The sequence below is a fragment of the Nitratidesulfovibrio liaohensis genome, assembly GCF_011682075.1.
Classification (GTDB): domain Bacteria; phylum Desulfobacterota; class Desulfovibrionia; order Desulfovibrionales; family Desulfovibrionaceae; genus Cupidesulfovibrio; species Cupidesulfovibrio liaohensis.
This window is the reverse complement of record NZ_VSMK01000560.1, coordinates 1-1,350: the sequence shown is the minus strand read 5'-3', so window position 1 is coordinate 1,350 and position 1,350 is coordinate 1. Positions and strand designations below refer to the sequence as shown.

Here is a 1,350-nt window from a genome sequence, read left to right as displayed (position 1 = left end):
CCTGCGCGCCCGCATGGGCGCCGCCGCGCGGGCGCGGGTGCTGGCGGAATTCACCTGGGACGGCGTGGTCGCCCGCTGGCTGGACCTGTGGGAGGCGCTGTGGCGCCAACCCGCGCCCGGCGGGAATGGTGGCTACGTGACCGGAACGCTCGATGACGGCATGGCCGGTTCCACCACCGCCGGTGGGTCGTATGCGGAATCCGGGGGCGACATTGGCAACATGGGCGACACGGGGAGCATGGGCGCGGATGCCCTGCGCGAATTGCGCGAAGCCGTTCACCCGCTGCACATGCCGTATGCCGAGGTGTTCGGTGCCTATCCCACCGCGCAGTTCGACCGCGCCATGGAACTGCGCTGGACCCGAGCGGGCGAGGCCGTGTACCGCAAGCAGGAATTTCCCGTGCTGTACACCGGGGTGGAACGGCTGGTGCCGCCCCGGCTGTTGCAACGGCTGCTCTTTGCCGCGCGCCGGCCCGCGTCTGTCGGCCAATTGCTGGACATGCTGACGGGAGAAGGCATGGCGCAGGAGGCGGCCACTTTCCTGCTGCTGTGGGCCTTGAAGCAGGACCTTCTGGAACGCCGGGCAGCGCCGCAACCGGAACTGCCGGAGCGACCGGCATAACCGGCACGCCTGGTACGACAGGCATAACCGGCGGCACGACTGGCATGACCGGCATGCCCGGCACTACCGGCGAACTAGGCCACGCCCCACGACGGCGAGGAGGGCGCATGACCACCACGCTTCCGGCAGCACTGCATTTTCATACCCTGCTTTCCCACCGGGGCGGGGCCACGCGGGTGGCGCACATGCTGGCGCGGGGGCTTGCCCGGCGCGGTGTGGTGGTGCACCGGACCTGCGAAATCCTGGATGGCGATATTTCGGACGCGGACAGCCCCAATGGGGGCGCCGCCGTCGGTTCCGCTGACGGATATGCCGACGGCGGGGCCGTGCACGGCGTGGTGCCCGCCGCCGGAGTGGGCGGTTGCCTGATGCCCGGCATGCCCCTGCACCTGCACGCCACGCTGGACTGGACGGCCTGCCTTGGCTCCATCGTCCGGGCGGGCCAGCCGGAGCAGTTGAGCCCGTCAGGCCAGTCAGGCCAATCAGGGCAGTCGGGCATTTCCGGCGCAGCGGGCCAGGCCGCGCCGTCGCTGCCCATCGTTACCCCCGTTCCTCCCGTTCCCCCTGTGCCCTTGATCATCACCGTGCACGACTGTTCTTTGCTGACCGGCGGCTGCGTGTATCCCATAGACTGCGACGGCTGGCGTACCGGCTGTCCCGGCTCCTGCCCGCGCGGCTACCCCGACGCGGCCCCGTTGCAGGACCGCCGGGCCAGCGCACTGCGCGCC

At 70.6% G+C, this 1,350-nt stretch carries 2 pseudogenes; both read left to right on the top strand.

Going from position 1 to position 1,350, the window contains the following annotated elements:
* Window positions 1-622: pseudogene (locus tag FVW27_RS15875) on the top strand (hypothetical protein); the annotation flags it as partial.
* 107 nt (window positions 623-729) lie between these two features.
* Window positions 730-1,350, top strand: a pseudogene (locus FVW27_RS15870) (glycosyltransferase); the annotation flags it as partial.